Here is a 19,842-nt window from a genome sequence, read left to right as displayed (position 1 = left end):
AAAGGCCCTGATTAGTATCAGGGCCTTTCTTTTTAGCATTCTTAATTTTTAAATAATTTGATATTAAACACAGTGAAGTAGCTGCCAGGATTGCCATTGCCGACAATATTTCCTAAGAACCCAATCGACACCACTTGCGGTGAAGAAAGTGTAAATGTGAATGACCGCACTTCTCTTGAGTTTGGACTTGTAGCACCCACACCGGCCCCGTTAAACATGCTAACAGACCCTAAAGCTGTAGACAAATTAGCAAGCACCGGAATACCGTTACCACCTGCAGCAACCACACAATAAACAGACGAATTTGATTGTACCTCTGAATATGAATCAAACGTAACAATATAATTTCCGGCAGGCAATGCTGAAGAAGTAGGCTGGTATACAATTCCGTTTACAACAGGTGTATTATTCCATGTTTCCCAGTTAATGGTTCCACCTCCGTCTGAACTGTAGCCACCGTTCGTTCCTCCGTCTTTATTTTTGGCGGCAGCATTGGTTATCCACGGGGCAGCAAGAGTTCCCCAGCGACCATCAAAAGTATTTCGTTGAAAAGGCCCGGTATTTGAGAGGTAAATACTGGTTACATCGGCCTTAACACTATGATCCTGGAAATCTGTATAGAAGGTATCAATAGCTGTCTTATTAGGTTTAAATGAGGTACGATAACTGATAACACTACCGGCTTTGAATTTAGGCAGCGATGTACTTAACCCCGAAGGCAATGAAACAATAAGCGTATCATGCTGTTTGTTAGAGGCATCTGTATATTTGATCTCCATCGACTGCAATCCGTCATCGGCGTTTACATCGGCCCAGTTAATTAAGGCCGAGCCATCCGTTTGAAGTTCGGCCTTGGCAATACCACGGTTAATAAGGGAGCTTTGATATAAGCTGCCATAAACATTGCCTGCAAGGGTAACCGGAATAGATACATGTCCTTCACCATCATAAGTGCGAACTTCAAAGGTCATGACGCCTTCGGGCAAATTTGGTATAAATAACTTTGCTGTATCAACCCCGGAAGTACGGGTTACAGGGGTTACTATCGAGTCCTGTTTGCTGTTCCAGTATACCTTATATTTTACGATTTTAGGATCTGACGTAAACAGACCGGTTAGTAAAACCCTGTTCCGGCCCGAAAACACCTGTACCGAATCCAGTTTGCCCGGGTATATGATAGGCCCGTTGGGCTCATATTTCTTTTTGTAGTCATCCATTTTAGTACAGGCGCTCATAACGAAAGCCGTTAACATTAACAGATAGTATGATATGATTTTATATGGTTTCATAATTGAAATTAAATTGAAAGAAAGCTTCCGCACATTTTACTACTTTCCAAATAAGGTAAACTCACTGATACTCATAAAGTACGACCCTGTCCAGTTGCGCAGACTTCTGATCCTGAGGTATCTGTAACCGCTTAAGCCAGCCGGGAAGTCAAAGCCCCACCCATCATGGGCATAATTATAATCGGCGGCAGTTTCTGTACCGGATGGTGAGCCTGATGGTTTTACCACATTACAGGTTATCAGTTTTGTCCACGAAGCATCAAGGGCGCCATTCACATTTGGTGCGTTCGATCCCCATATTTCAAAGTCGCGCAGGTTACCACGTACATAATAAACATTACCGATCTCGATGAATGGGTTCAATATAAAGCGGCTGAATACACGCTGTTTACCAAGATCGATAGTAACCATTTGCGGGCTGCCTGCACTTTCAACAGTGAAAAGACAATTTGGCCAGCCGCCGGTAAAGTTTCCATCAAAAATTTTGGTTACATCGGTATATGAATACAGGTTGGTAGCATCACCAGGCAATGCATAAACAGACCAATCAGCTTTCGAAAACTGCTCTTCATAAAACGGTGTAAACTTTAAGAACAAGGTATCAGACTTATTTAAAAACCTGTCACGTACAAAAAATGCGTATTTACGTTCAACCGCAGGCTGGCCCCTTACTGCAGCCTTTATCAAAACGCTGTTGCTGTAAATATTGTCCATACCCTTTGGTTGCACGTATTGGCCATTATTGGCAGTATCAACCATAGGCACAATAGCAAGGTTATCTTTAGCTGCGTTATCACATACCACATTAAAGCCACCGAAAGTCGGCGTTACCTTAAGCGAACGGAAGGCAAGCAAAAATGGGGGCGTTAAAGGGTTTACTGTAACTGAAACCGGTGCCGAAGCCTTTTCGCTGGAGTTAACCGCGTATAGTTTTACCACATGTGCCAGTGTATCGCCGAAGCCATCAACAGTTAAATTGTTGGTATAATGCGAGGCAATCACCTCACGCGTTTTACCCGGCGAGGTTTCGTAAACAGCTTTTACATAAAAAAGATCATTATCGCCGGGCAGCGAATATGTTAAAGTAGCCTGACCATTAAGGTTTTGCACCTGAACATTGCTTACAACTCCGGGGCCATTATTATTTGTTATAGTTGGTTTATTGAGTGATTCCTGCTTGCACCCTGCTATTACTATCATTGATAACAATAGGCACCAAACAGCTTGTATTTTCTTTGTTTCCATGTTAATGCTTTTTGTGTTAAACATATTATTGCTACGCAATTACCAGTTAGGGTTTTGCACCAGGTTTTGATTAACCAGCAGGTCACTTTCCTGTATTGGCCATAAATAATCGCGGGGGATCACGAAATGCCTCGAATAAATGGTGCGTTCGCGATAATACAATTCGGGCGAGTTTTCACTGATTGACCAACCTGTTACGTTTCCGTTAAGCTCAACACCGGCGGTTTTCCAGCGTAGTAAATCCCAGAAACGGTGCCCTTCAAAACAAAGCTCAAGGCTACGCTCACGCTGAATGATTGAGCGCATACCATCTTTTGTTGTATACTTAGTTGGGTTGATGCTAAAGTTTGACCATGACTGCTGAACCGTAGGCAAACCAGCCCGTGCCCTAATGCGGTTTACATAGGTATACACATCCGCTACAGGCCCCTGTGCTTCATTCAATGCTTCCGAATAAAGCAAATACAGGTCAGACAGGCGCATTTCGGGCCATGGATAATTAATATAAGTTACAGTTGCCCACTCATAATGCCAGTTCAGCGCTTTTTTCATGTAAAAACCAGCGATAGGTATTGGCGATGACTGCCCTACTTCGGCGCCGCGCGATTTCAACCACCAGGTGTTTTCGTCGGTTTTGGTTGGGCTGTTGGCCATATACCAAACGCCGCGATCAAATCCCAAATCGGCATAATAACGGGGCTCTCTGTCAAAATTGAGCCTTGCAGTGGTTTCGCCTTCTTTAATATTAAAACGATCTGCATGTGTACCAACCTTTAGCTGTGCTATGTCGCTAAAGTCAAGCGTTTTATCTTCATTAATCGGTACACCGTTTTTAGTGTAAAACATTTTGGCCATTTTTATAGTGGGGCCAAGCAACGGACGGTTTGCTGATTTCGCGGCATCAGCATTGTTGAAATCATACTGCCCGGCACACATCGACTGAAAAAATGAATTATAATTGATGTTGTTATTGGCAGTTAATCCCCATATCAGCTCATCATTCCATTTTTCGCTCATTGCATTCCTGATACTCATTTGCGTCATAGTAGTATCGCTAAGCGGAATTGTTGGCGTAGGGAAAGTATATAAACTGATATTTTGTGATTCGCAGAAATCTATAGCTGTTTTGCAGGCATCTGCAGCACGTTGCCATTTTTCGGCACTAAAAGCAGGATTAAATAGCTGCTCGCCATCTTTATTTTTAAATGAGCTATAATCCGGGTTGCCATTAAACAGCGGGCTTGCAGCTGTTACCAGCAATTTTGCCTTCATACTTAAAGCTGCTGCTTTTGTAACGCGACCAAGCTCGCTCCCTTCATTACGGATTGTTAAAGGCAATTTTGCTGCCGCCTTATCATATAAATCGGCTATGTAGTTCACAACCTCATCAACCGGGCGTCGCTTCACCCTAATTTCATCAATAGATGCATCAATAGCCAGGTTTTTATCGATGATAGGTATTGGACCATAAGCCCTAAATAACTGAAAATGATAAAAAGCTTTCAAAAATTGAGCTTCGGCAATCCAACGTTCACGAGTGTCGATATCAAGATCGCGAACTTTGGTTTGGTCGCTTACATTTTCAATAAAAACATTACAATCGCGAATTGCTTTATAATTCGCAGCAGCATCCCTGGTACCATTCATGTAGTTGGCAATAGGATCTGATGAATTTTGAAACCCTCTTGGTAACTGCAACACGTTTGTCGACCGTATGTGATTTGCAGGGTCTTCTACCCAAACCTCGTCACCAGCAGTTAAACCAACGTTATAAGTAGGATCGGTTTCTGTAGGCAGGTATGAATAGCAGGTAAAAAGGTATTTTTCTGCCTCGGTTTTTGAAACAAAAGCATTAGCTATTGTTGATACGTTATCAGGAACAACATCCAGAAATGACTTTTTGCAGGATGATATCGGAACAATCATTATCAAGATCAGCATTACAAAAGAGATATACCCTTTAGGCGCGTGACTTAATACTGAATCCTTAATTTTTTGTATAAAATTACTTTTCATATAAAGTGATTTGAAAGCTTTTAAAATTCTACCCTTAGGCCCACGTTAAATACTTTTTGAATTGGATAGCCAAGGCCTGATGTTCCCATTTCCGGGTCCCAAAGTTTAAAGCTGCTTAAGGTTAGCAGATTGAGGCCGTTCAAGTAAATACGGGCACTGCTCAAATGGATAAACTTAAGCTGGTTCTTGGTAAAATTGTACCCAAGTTCTGCTGATTTAAGACGAACAAACGATCCGTTACGCAGCCACCAGGTGGACGTTTGGGTATTGTTACCCTGTATATTGGTACTTAATCGCGGCCAAAATGCATAGGGGTTACGATTATCTTCCGACCAGTGGTCGTTAGCTATTGTGCTTAAAAGCCCGCTTTGGTTACCAGTATTAAGGAGGTTAGGCTGTAAACCGTTAACCAGGTAAAAAGGAGAAATATCTGCTGAATTAATAACAAAAGATGAGCGTGCCGATCCCTGGAAGAATGCGCTGATATCGAAATTTTTGTAGCCAAAAGAAAAGCCAAATCCGTAGATAATTTCAGGTACAATCGGGTAACCAATCGGCACAACGTCCGAACTCGATATTTTCCCGTCGCCATTCATGTCACGGTATTTGATATCACCGGCTTTATAATCGCCAAAGCTTTGTACCGGTGAGTTGGCAACGTCTTTATCATCGATAAATAACCGCTCGGCAACAAGGCCGTAGATCTGGCTCAATGAGTTGCCAACCTTGCTCAGGTATTTAAGGTCATCCCCATAAACCGGCTCTTCGTTTTTTAACAATTTACTTTTAGAATAAGTAAGCGTACCACGGGATTGAACCCAAAATGAATTGCTAAAGCTCTTTTTATAATCCATGGCTATATCAATGCCTCTGCTGGATGATTTCCCGGCATTTGATGATATATTGGCTTGTAAACCCATTGAAGTAGGTATGGTGCTACGTACCATCAGGATGTTATCGCGTTTTTGCTGATAGGCGTCTACGGTTAAAGTAAAGTTTTTAGCCACCGTTAAATCCATACCAATATTGGTTTGCCTTGATTGTTCCCAGGTTATGTTTTGGTTTTCATAACGGTTGGTAACTATACCCGGCCTGCTGTAGGTATAGTTAGTACCAAACTGACCATATGAGCCATTATTTAAGTTAACATCTGAGAGGTAGAAGAAACGGTCATTGCTCGAACCGATTTGGTCATTACCTACTAAACCATAGGTAAACCTGAATTTAAGATTATCGATAGTTGACAGCAGTGGTTCAAAAAACTTCTCGTTTGATACAACCCAACCGGCACCTACAGAAGGGAAAAAGCCAAAACGGTGATTGCTCGCAAAACGTTCAGAACCATTATAACCAAAGTTAAACTCAACCAGGTAACGGTTATCATATCCATAAGTAAACCTGCCCGATACCCCCTGGTTTCTTGATGGTAAGGATAATTGAAGCGTTGGTGCATTAGCAGTAAGATAATTACGCATAGTGCCGATTAACAAACCGCTAACAGCATGTTTTTGCCCAAATGTGCGGTTGTAATTTACTGCTGCTTCAATATATGTAGTTGAGTTGGATACGCTGCCGCCGGGACTATAAGTTAAATACTCGGTTGGCGTTGGACCTACACTGCCTGCGGCTCCGCTATTAAGTAAAGTTAAACCATTAAATTGCCCGTTAACTACATTTGACTGGTAATAGTAAGGACTGTATTGACGTGAAACTGTGAAGTAAGAATACCGCGTTGTGTACGCCATTACCCTGCTGGATAAGCCTTGAGTAATAAAATCAAGTTTTTGACTTAAGTTTAATTGCGCCGTCAGGGTGCTTGTATTTGAAGTTTGGTAACCCGATAGAGATTGCGCATACGGGTTCATATACAGGCCGCCGCCGGGTATAAGAGCATTACCAAAAAGCGGGTGACTTGCGTACGGTAACAAATTACCGGGATAAATAGCCGGGAATGCTACCGGGTTACTCCACAAAGCATTTAAAAAAGTGTAACCGCCGCCATTAATTGGCCCGTGATAGCTATCAAACTGACCTTTTAAGCTCACCACCGCCTCGGTTGTTTTGGTAAGGTTTAAAGTAGTATTTGATAAAATAGAGTACGATTGCAGCTTAATGTTATTACTAAAATTATTAAGGCTGTTTTCGGCAAGGTTACCATTATCAATATTGTAGGTCATGGCCAAATAATACTTAGCCTTTTCTGACCCGCCACTGGCGTTCATGTTATACCGTTGATTATTGGTTTTGGTTTTGATCAACTGCTTAATCCAGTTATTACTGGGATATAGCAACGGGTCATCTCCATTTGCAGTATGATCTATTTTATTTTGTGAGTAAGGCAAGATGCCCAGTGGATTACGCGTAAGCACAGCTTCATTAGCCAGTGTCATATACGTAATATTATCAGCCAGATCAATGTTTTTAATATTAGATGAAGTTGAGTTTTCACCCCGGATATTAAACTTAACAGCGCCTACGTCGCCACGTTTGGTGGTTACCAATATTACGCCGTTTGCCCCCCTCGCACCATACAATGACGAAGCAGTTGCATCTTTCAATACCGAAAAGCCCGATATATCGTCTGGCTGAAGTCTTGCCAGATCGGTGGTACTCGATTCAATACCATCAATTAATATCAATGGGTCAACCTTGCCTGCACCGAAAGTCCCAACCCCCCTTATAAAGAACTGGGCATTATCCGCACCAGGTTCACCGCTTCTTTGATAGGAGATCATGCCGGGCACAACACCTGCAAGCATGGTGGTCAGGTTACTCGAAGGCCCTTTTAGTTGCTTTGGGTTTACAGTTGTAATGGAGCTAACAAGACTTGTCTTTTTTTGCGTACCATAGGCAACAACTGCTACTTCTTCAAGGGCATTTTTATCAGCGCCCATTTGCACATTTATTTTATAAACGCCGGTGGCCGATGGAGAATAATTTGCCAGATCAAACTCCTGCGATTTTGATCCTACAAATGAGAACACAATAATTGAACTTCCGCCCTCCTTTAAGGTAAGGGTATACTTTCCGTCCACGTCTGACTGCGTTCCATTCATGGTTCCCTTAACTTTAACGCTCACGCCAGGTAAGGTAAGCCCCTTATCATCAGACACAACACCTTGCACTCTTTTTGGGATAACGGCGCCCGAGGGTTCTTTTTTTGATGGAGCTACCACAGGAGCGGGTTCGCTTTTTTCAATAACAATGAGCTGATCGCGCAATACATAGTTCAAGTTTTTTCCTTTTAAAAGAACGCCGAAAACTTCTTTCAGCTCGGCGCTTTTAAAATCCACAGTAACAAGTTCCTTGTCGTTCAAAAGATTGTTACTGTAAAAAACTGTTAAGCCTGTTTGCTTTTTAATTGATTTAAATACTTCGGCCAGACTAATATTGGCCTTTTTAAGTGTTATTGGTCCCGTGGTCTGTGCTTGCACTACACCGTACCGGATTACCAATAAAAGAAAAATAAAGGGCAGTATAAGCCGCCGGTTGAATAAAATTCTATCCATACTTATTGGGTTTATGATTTGGTTTTCTATAAGACCGTATCCTGATGAAACGGGTGAACTGGAACAGGAAAAAAAAAGTGTTTTTTTTATTTTTAAATTCAAAAACTTATAATAGTCAGTATTTCAATTGGTTAAATACCAATAACTCAATTAATAAATGACAATAAATTCCCATATGCCCAAAAAAAGCATTCAAAAAATATCCGAAATGAATTGTGATTTATCCCCGGGGAGATAAGTTACCTGATATGTAAAACCCCTTCCTTTAAAACAGCCGTAACCCCGGCAGATGCTCTGATATTTTGTATAAAAACATCAACCGGTTTATTTTTCTGAATAGCACCGCTAAATGTTTCGTCGGCTGTACCGGAATCATCAAAAACAACCTTTACGTCGAACCAGCGTAGCAGCACATCGCTTATGTCATGCAGTTTGGTGTTATGGAAATAATAAATATCGTTCATCCACGCCAGCTCAATGGCAGGATCAAATGGTTGAGCACGAAAACCGCTTCCCGAAGTATAGACTGCCTGATAGCCCGGCTCTAAAAGTATTTTCTGCTTATCCTGGCCACTTGTTGATACTGAGCCTTCAACCAAAGACGTTACCGTTTCATTGGCTTTGTAAGTATTTACATTAAACTCAGTACCTAAGACTTTTACATCTGTTTGGCCGGTATGAACAATGAAGGGATGAGCGGCATTTTTTGCAACTTTAAAAAATGCCTCGCCAGTTAAATACACTTCCCTGGTTTTGCCTAAAAATGAAAACGGGAAGCGAAGACTTGACACCGAATTTAACCAAACCTGTGTACCATCTGAAAGTACAATCTTGTAATTTAATTTTGAAGGAATAACAAGCGTGCTCCACTCTTCTTTTTTATTATTATCTACTTGATAGCTTAATCCGTTAACACCTTTTTGTAAATGGGCAAAAGGCATATTAATTACCCTTTTTGAAGTATCCGACAGATCGATATGCTGCCCATTTGCCATTTGTAGCTCAATGGTCGGCGCTTTAACATCCTGTTTTGTTGCAGCGGTTTCATTAAGAGGCGTTTTTCGCCAGTAATATCCTGCCGTAAAAGCTATACATAACAAAGCCGCCATAGACATCCACTTTATTACTTCTCCCCGGCGTGACATAGTGGGCCGCGATGTTTTTATTTCCGGCTCAATTTTATCCCATGCCTTATTTTCATCAATACTGTTAAAAAAAGTTTGAGCTTTATTGGAGTTTAGTGTCTGTTGCATTTCATCCCACAGTTGTTTTACCCTGGGATCATTTTGTATAGCTTCATTAAGCAAAAGGCTGTCTTCGTCACTTATTGCGCCGGCAATTTGCTCAATTATTAGTTCCTGAAAATACGCTTTATTGTATGTCATTATATATAAGACCTCATTATGGATAAAAGGGTGAACTTATTTAGCACTTTTCAACCCTGCTTTTAAAGTTTTTACCGCCAGTTTTAAATGAGTTTTCAAAGAATTTATGCTGATGCCCATTTCAAGGGCAGCATCTTTATATTTTTTATTTTCATAATGTACCAGGGTAAAAGCCTGCATCCTTTGCATTGATAAATCGGCCAGTATTTTTTCCGGATAAATTTCGGGCAACGGTGCCTCTTCTTCCTCCTCTATTTCGGTAAGTGTATATTTATAGTCAATTAATTTTTTTTGCGCGCGTGATTCACTTTCAACTTTTTTCAGGCAACGGTTACGGATCGCTGTAGTTAAATAAGCCTTTAACGACGAATTGATATTGGTATATAATTGTCTTTCCCAAAGATCAACAAAAAAACCCTGAACAGTATCTTCGGCTTCCATTTCATCCTGTAAAATGTAAAAAGCCGATACATTAAGCAACTTGTAGTATTTTTTAAATACTGCCTCAAAGGCCTCCTTGTTCCCTAATCTTAATTGCTCAACCATATGAGCATCGTTCAAAATTTCCATGAAGTAGTATTAACTGGTTTATAATTAAATAGGTTGGGCTATCTAAAGAAAGCTAAATGTAAAAACTTTTATTGTCAAAACAACAATTATTAAAAATTTATTGAAAATATCTCCTTCATCAAAACCACAAGTCCTAAACAAAGCCATTTCTAAGCCATTATACTTTAAAGAGGCAGGATTTATAGCTAAAAAACAAGGCAGAGAATTATGAGGCCGGGCAATCATCTGTTTTGAAAAGGTTGTTTCAACGCAATCGATATCGAAGATAAATTAATGTACTTAGAACAATTAAATAAAGTTAATACCCAAGGTAAAACCCGTTCAAATATTTAGTAGTGATGGCTTGTTTTAATATAACTAAAGAAATAAAGTTATGATGTTGATGAGCAATCAGCATCAAATGATACTTGTTTTATGCCTGGTTAACCCTATTCGGATGCATTTACCTGGGTTAATATCTCAAATTTGATTTAATCCGGCTTTTGTTTTTAAATTTGTGTTGATGATGAACAGCTTACAAATTAAACTTAACAAAGGGCAGCTTGATGAGCTAAAGAATGAGCCTGCAAGCTTAGCAACGTTTCTGGATATTGTATTCGAGCCACTTTCGGCAAACTACGAACAACTTAAACATGCGCTTGAGCGCGAATTCAGGCCGGAAGGTTCGCCGGAAGTAACGCGTTTAAATTTCGACAGGATCAAATTTGATCAGAACACGGGACAAGGAAGTTTCCGTATAGTGCTCGACGTTAACTATTCGTTTGGTTGCGAAGACCTTGTTACTTACAAAAAAGATCAAACTTCAGAATGGACATTCCTTGTTGATTACGACCTCTTGATTATAAGTTTTTATAGTTCGCCATATATTGATAGCCGAACCACGGCCGACGAGTTTTAACTCTTCATTTCAGGCATGCAACAGTCCGAAGCTATAGCACTGATAGAAAAAGGAATCACAAATGAACTGCCTCAACACTGGGTTGATCTGGGTTGCGGAAACGGCACATTTACGTTTGCCCTTGCAAGCCTGTTACCTCCGGAAAGTAATATTACAGCTATCGACAAAACGCAACAATATTTTCCTGCTTTTAGTGGTAACGTCAAAATAGATTTTAGAAAAGTTGATTTTGTAAATGAAGCGATTGGCGCAACATCGCTCGATGGGTTACTTATGGCAAACTCATTGCATTTTGTAGCTGATAAACCAAAATTGATAAAACAGTTAGAGAAAGTATTTAAAGGTGATCCCAAATTGCTGATTGTAGAATATGATACCATTAAAAGCAATCCCTGGGTTCCCTACCCTATATCATTTCAAAAGTTAGAGATCGAGTTTACCCTCTTGGGCTATAAAATCTCCAAACTGGCACAGGCACCATCAAGGTTTGGAGGAATAATCTACTCAGCAATCGCTCTTAAGTAAACCGCCTCTCTGTTGGCATCTGTTCGTATCCTGATTACTCTTTTTGCGCCGTTACCTGGTTGTTATAAATCCTGATATCCTGGCAGTCTTTTAAACTTATCAATTGATCAATATTTTTAATACTGCCGGTTCCTGCAATTCTATTCCCTGTAACTTTAATTCCGGCTGTACTTGAAGCTTCAAAAAATTGGGTATCCTTCAATGTGATCTTATTATCAATTATTTTAATCCCGGAATGAACCGGAGCCGTTGATTTTACTTTGTTTTCCGGCGACAAGGCTATAACCGGCCCTCCACATTCGTAAAAGGTATTATTTGCAATAGTAACATCTTTTACCGCCCCCGATTCATACCAGCTCGACGCATCATCATTGATCATAATTGCGCTGTTGTGGGTTCGGTTAATGATATTGTTTTCGATTATCACTTTCCTGGGAGTGGTAACCAGGATACCCCTTGTCGGGATCTTTTCAATGGTATTATGATGGATCCATACCTGTGGCGTGGCAGTTATGTTCTCCACAACGTCGCCTGTTTGCATATCATCGGGCATCGGGTTGCTAAAATTCAGCAAAAACTCCCTGTTATTCAGTTTCTCAACTTTTGATACCTTATTACTTTGATAAGTAAGCAAGCTTGCCGGATGAACAAGACCAATACTGTCATCCGCAGCAAAAGCATCAAATCCGTAAGTTTGATCGTGCATGAACCTCACTTTAACCTGCGTTGAAGAAATCTTTTCTGTTATTTTCAGAAAAGTACCATGTACATTAATTGCATCGTCATTGGCCGCCGACAGGTATGAACCTGCAACTTCGATTTTACCGCTACAACCCGAAAAATGCAGGATATCTGCCCAGGCAGCGCAGGTACGACCATCTTTCGCCTTTACTACAACATGATTAAAGTTCAGGTCCTTGCTAAACTGGCTTACCACGCCCATACCATGCATAAAGTAAATGCGAATGTGGTTTAAACTGATATTACTGCTTTTCTGTATAAAAAAACCGGCGCAATCGCGGGTAACATCACGATTTTGATAGGTTAAGCCTTTTTTAAAGCCCGGATTGTTTTTGAAAAATATTCTCAGGTTATGCTCTCCTGCTGCTTCATAGCGAAGCCCTTCCTGCGGAATATCCATTCTCGATAATTCGTTGGTGGCGTGATCATACACCTGCCAGTATGATCCGGGCTGATAACTCCAGCCCTCTCCAAGCCATGTTAGTTTGCCCTCTTTAATACTGAATTTGTATTCAGCATTAACCGCAACATCAGCATATTTTGATGTTATTGTTACCACGCTAAATTCGGAAACCGTTGGGCGCTGGTAATCAAAACTCAAGCCGCTCAATTTAATATGATGGCTGTTATTGACATATGTTTCGATCATTTTTCCGCGAAGGTTTACAGTTGCCCCGACACCGTCAATATCCACAAACCTGCTGCTATCAAGCATTAATGCAATTGCTTTTAATCCGTAAGGAACATCATTGGTATTGGAGATTTGCAATTGTGTTCTGTAAGCTCCATCCGGAAAAAAATTATACTGCCCTGGGGCAAACCAGATCTTTACAGGTCTGTTTTTAGTTCCGAAAGCCATAATTGCCAGTGTTTCATGAAACCCTCCCGGCGATAACACTTTCACAACATCACCCGGCGATAAAATAAGGCGATTAATACATATAAATGTTTTCCATGCCTTTGCGTCCGTTAACCCTGTATTATTATCATTGCCCTTAACAGGATCGATATAATAGGTTCGGTTGCCTCGAGAAACATGCCTTGCCGACGAAGCTAAATATTCAACAGGCTTATTTTGAGCTTTTAATAAGTTGCACACCAGCAACGAGGTTAAAAGTAACAGGCATTTTATTGTAAAATATCTCATGGTATATATCAGGTCACTAATATATGGTGTAGATGCCAAAACATGTAAACACAACATCTATAAATTTAGCCGCCCCGAACCTGCATTTAAAATTTATGCTGTTTTTACTTCAGACCTTATAGTTAAAACAGTTATCTCAATGCCTATAATATCTAACGCAATTGACCATACGCGAATAAAATACAGGTTAAATATTTGCCGTCCACCGAAAGGTGCTGATAGTCAATCGTGCCCGTCATCGGATGATTATATTATTTTTATCATTATCATTGTTCCTCAAAACCATTGGCAACGGCGGCATCAATTTTAAATTGACACTGGCCGAAATACTGATGAAAATAACTATATGAACGTTTTATCAAGGAAGATACTGCTTGCTTTTTTAGCTTTTACCATAATTTTAGTTATTGCTGCCCTTTTTGTGAGAGACAAGATCACCGAAAGATTAGCCCATACAGCCCAGATATCGCACCTGATGGACCTTAACAATTCCAGGCCCCAACAAGCGCTGCTATTACTTCACCAAGCCGAGGATTTATTTCAATCTTCACTCGTAGATGCCGACGCAACTAAGGCCCAGGCTTACCAGTCCAAACTATCATTAGCCTTTGCCGAAATTGATACCCTGCTAAACATGCAGCATGACACTACTAAACTAAATGCTGAACAGCGCGCTCAACTTCATACATGGCATAACCAAAAGGTAAAACTATCCACTGATCTTATTTCTGCCCGGCACGACTTTGATTCCCTGCTCACAACATACGCCGATTACAGCACCGCGACCACTCAAAATAAACTTGCTGTTAAAAGCAGCCGTACCGTGCAAAACAGTACAGACACTTTAACTCAACCCGGCAAACTAAAAAAGAAAGGCTTTTTTGCGCGAATTAAGGAAGCCATTCAAAATAAAAATGCTTATGCTACCGGTTCCGGCGGCGTCGTTATCAATCACCGGACACGGATCTATGTAGACTCCGTTACGCAAAAACTTCGCAATAAAGATCAATCCAACTATCTTAATAAAATCAGGCAGTTACAACAAAGCAACTCCAAGTTACAGGAAGCGCAAAGGCAACTCATCGCCCTCAATATGCGCATTACCCATAAAATGGAGCAGTTAATTACTACTATTAAGGATATTAACTACAGCATGACCGATGCCTTTAAAGGTTTAGCTTTTAACAGTTACCTGGAAACAACAAGTTTATTAAACAGGCTTTACCTTATTGCACTTTTATTGCTTTTGGCTTTCGCAGTGCTGCTGATTGTGTTTGTTATTAAGCTGGGACAATCTGAAGAGCTTTTACTTAAAGAAAACGAACGTGCAGTAATGATAGCGCGTCAAAAGATGGATCTGTTACTGCATATGAGTCATGAAATCCGTAACCCGCTTACATCTATAAATGGCTTTTTATACATTTTCAGCCGAACGACCTTAACACCAAAACAATCAGAAATGTTGGGCACAGTAAGGGCTTCATCCGACTTGCTGCTGCAAACACTCAACGATACACTCGACGCTGCAAAAATGGAAGGCAGCGAACTCAAGATACATCATGATCCTTTCTGCCCGGATAAAACATTGAAAGAAGTAATTGAAAGTATGGCATTTAGTGCCGATAAAAAGCAGCTGGAATTAAATTATCATTTTGAAGGTGATCCGGAAGCTGAAGTTTTAGGAGATAGTTTCAGGCTAAAGCAGATTATCGTAAACCTTGTCAGCAATGCTATTAAATATACTGAGGCAGGAAATGTAAAGATTAAAGCTACGCTGAAATTAACCGCAGGCAAAGGCGGATTAATAGTTGATATTATCGATACGGGTGCCGGTATAAGCCAGGAACAGCAGATTAACTTATTTTCCAAATATTACCAAACCAATTCGGCCAAAGGCAATACCGGTACAGGTCTTGGTTTATATATCTGCAAGCAATTGATCGAACTGCAAAAAGGTAATATCAGCGTAAAAAGCGATGCGGGCAAAGGAAGTACTTTCAGCTTTGAAATCCCGTACGAGAAGTATGAAATAGATTAAATGCCGGCGTTATTGGATTGAGCTTTAAAGCTTTTTATTTTCTGGCCAATAAAAAGGCATGAAACTAAACCTAAAAGTACCATTCCCATACTAAACGGAAATATATACAACATTCCGAAATGACTGGCTACCCCTCCTATCAGAGGCCCGGTGAGCCCAAGCGAAATATCAAGGAACAAACCGTAAGCTCCTAATGCAGCGCCTTTATTTGAACCAGGCACCAATTTAACTGCTTCTACCCCAAGTGCCGGGAATACAAGTGAAAACCCGAGCCCTGTTATTCCTGCACCAACAAGTGCTACCTGCGGCATATTGGCCAACCAAAGCACCGCCAAACCCACCGATTCTAACGCCATACAGGCAACAGCCGTCTTTAGTCCCCCGTAATTGTCAATTGCACCGGCAAAAATTAACCGGCCTAAAATAAAAAAGACGCTAAAAACTGAAAGACAAAGTACTGCGTTAGTCCAGTTTAAATATGCATAGTAAAGGGTTATAAAGGTAGATATAGTGCCAAAACCTAAAGCAGCCAATGTTAGGCATATCCCGTACGGAGCAATTGTTTTAAGTACCGAAGCAAATGATTTTCGTTTTTCGGTACTTTTAATTACTGCGTCGTTTTTTCTTGTGGCCAGCAAGTAGCCAACGATGCCAAGTATAAAAACCACAATACCAATACCTGCTATACCATAATTATCGGCAAGCAAAATCCCTATGGGGGCGCCTACTGCAAGTCCGCCGTAACTTGCTATTCCATTATAAGATATAGATCTTGCTGTATTTTGTTCACCTACGGTATTAATAGCCCAGTTTATAGGGCTTGATCCTATCAGCCCTTCGGCAAAACCGGTTATAAGTCGGGTAAGCGCAACTAAAATCAAACATAGTTCATGATGCTCTTTAAACAAAAAGGCTATACACAAAAACAGGCCGCTAATAGCAAAACCAGCTAATCCGGAAAGTACAGCAGTTTTTGGGCCTTTTTTATCTATGATGTTGCCCGCATATCCCCTGAACAAAAAAGTACTTAAATATTGCAGGCTTATCACTATACCCGCAATCATAGCACTATATCCCAACTGATTATGTATAAAAACAGGAAGCACACCAAGGCTTAAGCCAATGCTGACATATCCTATAAAAGTAAATTTAACAAAACCGGCTATTTCTAAAGCTATTGACGACGTTGCACTTTTTATACCAGAACCTGCTTCCATGCCGCAAAGATAGCCAGTTTCTTCACGTACTTAAGTGTAAATAATACACTTTACTTTTAAATAACATTTCATAAAAGTTAAGGCTGATCAGATTGTATGGTTCTTTTATTTCAGACAAAGTATTATACCCTCAACAACACGTTTGGTTTCATCCGGGTTGCGCACCTGAATACAATCTGCTCCGGTTGTACGGGCCGGATGATCGTTACCGCCTTCAAATAAGGCATCGCCAATAAATATCATTTTCTTGATTGGGATGTCTAAAGTATGCTGTAGCTTATTAATGCCGTAAGCTTTATCAATACCGGGTTTGGTGATATCAATAGAAGTAGCCCCTCCTATTTGTACCGAAAAACCAGTGAGCGATTTATCGAGCAGGGCTTTGATTTTTTTGCGTTTGGCATATTTAGGGTCCCACTTCTTTTTTTCATCGAGCGGAGCATGCTGGCCTAACGCCGAAAAGGTGATCTGACTGCCACGATCTTCTACTTGCTTGCCCCAGGTTCTCTTAAATTTTATACCTGATGCTTCAACTGCATCATTCAATTTACTCATGATCTCTCGCCTTTCGGCATCAGTAAAATCTTCGGAATACAATTTTTTCCAGCCCGATTTTTTATACTGGTAGTATTTGGTACCACAGGTTGGCAATATCGATAAGTTTTTGAGTGATCTTTTGTCGGGAAGGTTTGATAATACCTGCTTTTCAAATTGAGGCCAGTCGCCACCCGATATGATAGCCACTTTTGCGACTTTCATTAAATCGGATAGTAGTACAGCCATTTCTTTATCAAGGGCTGCCTTACTTTCGGCAAGGGTGCCGTCCAAATCAAATATGATCAGTTTTTTCATTATGGGCAGATATGTAAATAACCCAACAGTAATCAACTGAGCTTGTTTTATAACAATGCTGTTATAAGTTACACCAGTACGTCCACTTTAAAGTAAGCTGTCGGTTTTTTACGGTATAGGGAGACGGTGTAGTGTTATCGCCATAAACTATAAAAAGATCCGATGCCGGCTTATAACGCCATTGCAGGCGCGTGTTAATATTGATATTATCAATCTGCTGGTTGTATTGTACGTAAGTTGTAAAGTACAGGCTGTTGGTGAAGGTGACATCAACTTTAGGACCTACAAGCCAGAACGTGTTATGCCCAAAAGGTTGCGGCAACCTCAAATCATTGAATGAAGTATTGACAGCGATGTTTACATAAGGCTGAAAACGATAGCCGATCAAACTTGTAATGCTATTACGTATGCCCTTATCATAATAGCCCCCGTGCGATGCCTCAAGCAAATAAGTAAATACATTTTGCGGCTTTGAAGCAAACTGAACATCAATGGTATTCCAGTTGTGTTCAGAGCCTGTTGGCAACAGACCTTTACCTATGTTGGTAGGATCGTAAGGCTTTAACAATCGCACATAATCGTTAATACCAGATACCGATAAGGTTGCCCGGTTGCGGAATGTAATAAGGTACGACAGGATACTTTCATTATCTGTCCGGTGAAATGATTCGTTAAAAAAGTAATTAGATGTAAGCTGAACGCCGTGGCTCAGGATATTTCCCTGCTTAGGGAAAAAATTACGCAGCAGCAGCGGGCTTAGCTTCACATAACCAACACGGGGCACATAACCCACTTCGGCATTATAGTTTCTGCCCACATATTCTTCCTGCATGTACAATGTCCAGTATTTGCTTAGGTATTGGAAATGATCAGAAACAACGTAGTCATGCCCGCTTACACCCGGTGTAAATGATTTAAGTGCAAGCACTTTGCCTGTCCAGATATTGCTTCGCGATGCAAGGTTAAACTCGGCACCAATATTACGGTTATACGCTGTTGAGCCTGTATTAGAACCGGGGATATTGGCTGTAGCATCTTTGTTTATAAACAGGAAACCAATATTGGAGCGGTCGAGCACTCGTCTTTGCAAAGTAATAATACCATAATTTTCAGGCGCTTGTGCAACACTGCCCGAACCGCCGGTTTGAATATCCATAGCGCCAATACGCCAATCTTTATCCAATTTACCGGTAAGTCGTGCCCCAAAATCTATCGGAACATTTAAGCCTATCCGCCTTGAAAAAAATGGCCGGATATCCGAATAACCAAAATTGGCAAACAAATCACCATTCTCTAAAAAGAACTGCCGCTTTTCGGGGAAGAAAAGCTCATACCTGTTGAGATTAATTACCTGTTGATCAACATCCACCTGTGAAAAATCCGGATTAACCGTTAAATCAAGATTTAAAGATGGCGTAACCGATATCTTGGCATCTCCTCCTATCTCATGTTTATATTCAGTTTTGGTATTATGCTGATAATCCTTGGATAAACCTGTAAGTGCATAAGGGATAATAGATACGTTACTGCTTGCAGTTGGTGGTGCTTCGTCCCAAACCAAAGTGCCGGTATATGCCAGTGAGGCGGTAGGGAATTGCCTTGGAATGGGTGTCCAGCTTGATTTTTCGGCAGTTTTAAGATCATTACGACTAAAATTGATTCCCCACTCTTTAATTCCTTTTTTATAACGGATACTCTTAAACGGAATAGAAGCCTCCCAAACCCATTTATCAGGATAATTTTTTACGGCAGAGTACCAGCGGTTATCCCAGCTCAGGTCAACTTTACCTCCCTCGTACATGCTCCCATCCCACTGGCCCCCTGCTGCGTTGGCTCCAAAACTAAACCCATCCGTACGGGCATCAAACGGATCCATGAAGATCAGGAAATTATCATTTTTAAGAAAATTGAAATCACGTTTCAATGACTCAACCATATACGGCCCCGGTACCGAATTATAGTTGATGGCTATAATGTACAGGTTTTTATCATCATAGGTCATCCGTACTTCGGTTTTCACCTTAGCCTTACTGGTATCCATCGGCAGTACCATAAAAAAGTCGCCCGCCGAATCGGCCTGCATCCAGGCCTGCTCGTTCATCACCCCATCGATAGTAATAGCCGATGTTGCCCTGCGGATATGGTACTTATACCCGGCGTTCTTTTTTTGCGCGGATGCATAAAAGCAGGTTACGCAACACAACATGATAAGCAATAGCAGTTTTACAGGAAGCAGGCAGGCACGTTTAAGGGGCATTAAGACAAGAGTATATAAGTTTATTGGTTACGGATTTTAAAACTACATTTTTTAACCACAAATCTGTCAGTTGTATCACATTATTTACGGCCGGCCCATGGTTGTGTACACCGATAATTGCATACACACCAATCTGTATTACTTTTTGTTAAA

Annotated in this window: 13 protein-coding genes; 3 read left to right on the top strand and 10 right to left on the bottom strand. The window is 40.8% G+C overall.

Annotated elements, in window-relative coordinates:
* Positions 1-41: 41 nt before the first annotated feature.
* The 6 genes from BMX50_RS00665 to BMX50_RS00640 form a co-directional block, all read right to left on the bottom strand.
* Positions 42-1,289: a DUF4998 domain-containing protein gene (locus tag BMX50_RS00665; protein WP_091206222.1), complete on the bottom strand. Its 1,248-nt coding sequence runs from the start codon at positions 1,287-1,289 to the stop codon at positions 42-44.
* A 39-nt stretch (positions 1,290-1,328) separates the two neighbouring features.
* Positions 1,329-2,534 carry a DUF5000 domain-containing lipoprotein gene (locus tag BMX50_RS00660; protein ID WP_091208493.1) on the bottom strand — a complete coding sequence of 402 codons (1,206 nt, stop codon included), beginning with the start codon at positions 2,532-2,534 and terminating at the stop codon, positions 1,329-1,331.
* Between the two features lie 39 nt (positions 2,535-2,573).
* Positions 2,574-4,550, bottom strand: a complete 1,977-nt coding sequence (locus BMX50_RS00655) for a RagB/SusD family nutrient uptake outer membrane protein (RefSeq protein WP_091206219.1) — start codon at positions 4,548-4,550, stop codon at positions 2,574-2,576.
* 20 nt (positions 4,551-4,570) lie between these two features.
* Complete coding sequence (locus BMX50_RS00650; protein WP_091206217.1) at positions 4,571-8,059, bottom strand: TonB-dependent receptor; 3,489 nt, start codon at positions 8,057-8,059, stop codon at positions 4,571-4,573.
* 239 nt (positions 8,060-8,298) lie between these two features.
* The gene (locus BMX50_RS00645) at positions 8,299-9,444 is read right to left on the bottom strand and encodes a FecR family protein (RefSeq protein WP_091206215.1); all 1,146 of its coding nucleotides are present in this window, start codon (positions 9,442-9,444) and stop codon (positions 8,299-8,301) included.
* Positions 9,445-9,480: 36 nt separating this feature from the next.
* Positions 9,481-10,014, bottom strand: a complete 534-nt coding sequence (locus BMX50_RS00640; protein ID WP_091206212.1) for a sigma-70 family RNA polymerase sigma factor — start codon at positions 10,012-10,014, stop codon at positions 9,481-9,483.
* 502 nt (positions 10,015-10,516) lie between these two features.
* On the opposite strand from BMX50_RS00640, the gene BMX50_RS00635 reads away from it, so the two are divergent.
* Both BMX50_RS00635 and BMX50_RS00630 read left to right on the top strand, forming a co-directional pair.
* Complete coding sequence (locus BMX50_RS00635; RefSeq protein WP_143065053.1) at positions 10,517-10,912, top strand: hypothetical protein; 396 nt, start codon at positions 10,517-10,519, stop codon at positions 10,910-10,912.
* Positions 10,913-10,927: 15 nt separating this feature from the next.
* On the top strand, positions 10,928-11,437 hold the full coding sequence (locus BMX50_RS00630) for a class I SAM-dependent methyltransferase (RefSeq protein WP_091206206.1): 510 nt from the start codon (positions 10,928-10,930) through the stop codon (positions 11,435-11,437).
* A gap of 34 nt (positions 11,438-11,471) precedes the next feature.
* On the opposite strand, the gene BMX50_RS00625 is transcribed toward BMX50_RS00630, so the two are convergent.
* A complete protein-coding gene (locus tag BMX50_RS00625) occupies positions 11,472-13,325 on the bottom strand; it encodes a right-handed parallel beta-helix repeat-containing protein (protein WP_167667776.1) in 1,854 nt (617 codons plus the stop codon).
* Positions 13,326-13,671: 346 nt separating this feature from the next.
* Between BMX50_RS00625 and BMX50_RS00620 the strand changes: the two genes are divergently transcribed.
* A complete protein-coding gene (locus tag BMX50_RS00620) occupies positions 13,672-15,363 on the top strand; it encodes a sensor histidine kinase (RefSeq protein WP_091206201.1) in 1,692 nt (563 codons plus the stop codon).
* Here the strand turns inward: BMX50_RS00620 and BMX50_RS00615 are convergent.
* The 3 genes from BMX50_RS00615 to BMX50_RS00605 all read right to left on the bottom strand — a co-directional run bounded on the left by BMX50_RS00615 (position 15,360) and on the right by BMX50_RS00605 (position 19,689).
* The gene (locus BMX50_RS00615) at positions 15,360-16,580 is read right to left on the bottom strand and encodes an MFS transporter (RefSeq protein WP_091206198.1); all 1,221 of its coding nucleotides are present in this window, start codon (positions 16,578-16,580) and stop codon (positions 15,360-15,362) included. The two genes, BMX50_RS00620 and BMX50_RS00615, sit on opposite strands and share 4 nt — an antisense overlap.
* Positions 16,581-16,685: 105 nt before the next feature.
* Complete coding sequence (locus tag BMX50_RS00610) at positions 16,686-17,432, bottom strand: HAD-IIB family hydrolase (RefSeq protein ID WP_091206195.1); 747 nt, start codon at positions 17,430-17,432, stop codon at positions 16,686-16,688.
* A 61-nt stretch (positions 17,433-17,493) separates the two neighbouring features.
* Positions 17,494-19,689, bottom strand: coding sequence for a carbohydrate binding family 9 domain-containing protein (locus BMX50_RS00605; RefSeq protein ID WP_208864615.1), 2,196 nt, complete (start codon positions 19,687-19,689; stop codon positions 17,494-17,496).
* Between the last annotated feature and the right edge of the window lie 153 nt (positions 19,690-19,842).

Source organism: Mucilaginibacter gossypiicola (assembly GCF_900110105.1).
Lineage (GTDB): Bacteria > Bacteroidota > Bacteroidia > Sphingobacteriales > Sphingobacteriaceae > Mucilaginibacter > Mucilaginibacter gossypiicola.
This window is presented reverse-complemented; position numbering and strand designations above follow the sequence as displayed.